This is a genomic window from Agrococcus sp. GW821-FHT14H11 (assembly GCF_058803545.1).
This window is the reverse complement of the sequence record NZ_JBXAPA010000024.1, coordinates 1-716: the sequence shown is the minus strand read 5'-3', so window position 1 is coordinate 716 and position 716 is coordinate 1. Positions and strand designations below refer to the sequence as shown.

Below are 716 nucleotides of genomic sequence, written 5' to 3'. Positions count from 1 at the left end.
GCGGCCGCCGCCGAGGCGGGCGGTGAAGACGCGACCGTTGTCGGTCAGCGTCGAGGCGGGCGCGCCGTGCTCATCGACGATCGCGAGGAACGCGGTCACGACGACGTCGCCGGTGACCGGCGCGTGGGCGGTGCAGGAGAGCAGGTAGCGGGAGTGGTCGTCGAGCCAGTTCAGGATCTCGACGTCGCGGCCGTCCGCGAGTCGCCAGTGGGTGAAGTCCGATTGCCAGGTCTCGTTCGGCTGCGCCGCCTCGAAGCGGATCCAGGAGGAGCGGGGGCGCTTGCGCGGCTCGGGCTCGACCAGCCCGGCGTCGTGCAGGATCCGCCGGATGGTGGACGTCGACGGCGCGGGCAGCCCTTCGCGTTCGAGGTGCCAGCCGATCGTGACCGGGCCCGCATCGCTGCCCTGCCCGGTCAGCTCTCGCCGCAGCACCACGATCCGCTCCCGCACTTGCACCGGAGTCCGGTGCGGGCTGCTGCGCGGCGCGCGCGACCGGGCCTCGACCGCGTCGATCCCGCCGTCCCGGTAGCGGGCCAGCAGTCGATGGAGGTGGCGCCGGGAGATGCCGTACTCGGCCGCGGCCGCCGTCACCGACAGCTGCTTCGACACGATCATCAGGACAGCGACACGAGCGCGAGACATGCCAGCGACTGTGACCGATGTCCCGACTCATGAGAGACCTATCAAGTGCGACCTATGTCGTGAACCCAGACACC

Annotated in this window: 1 protein-coding gene; it reads right to left on the bottom strand. The window is 71.1% G+C overall.

Annotated elements, in window-relative coordinates:
• Nucleotides 1-642, bottom strand: a 642-nt coding sequence (locus AC1RNL_RS13365) for a DDE-type integrase/transposase/recombinase (protein ID WP_492935502.1), incomplete at its 3' end; no start/stop codon positions are given.
• Nucleotides 643-716: the final 74 nt, after the last annotated feature.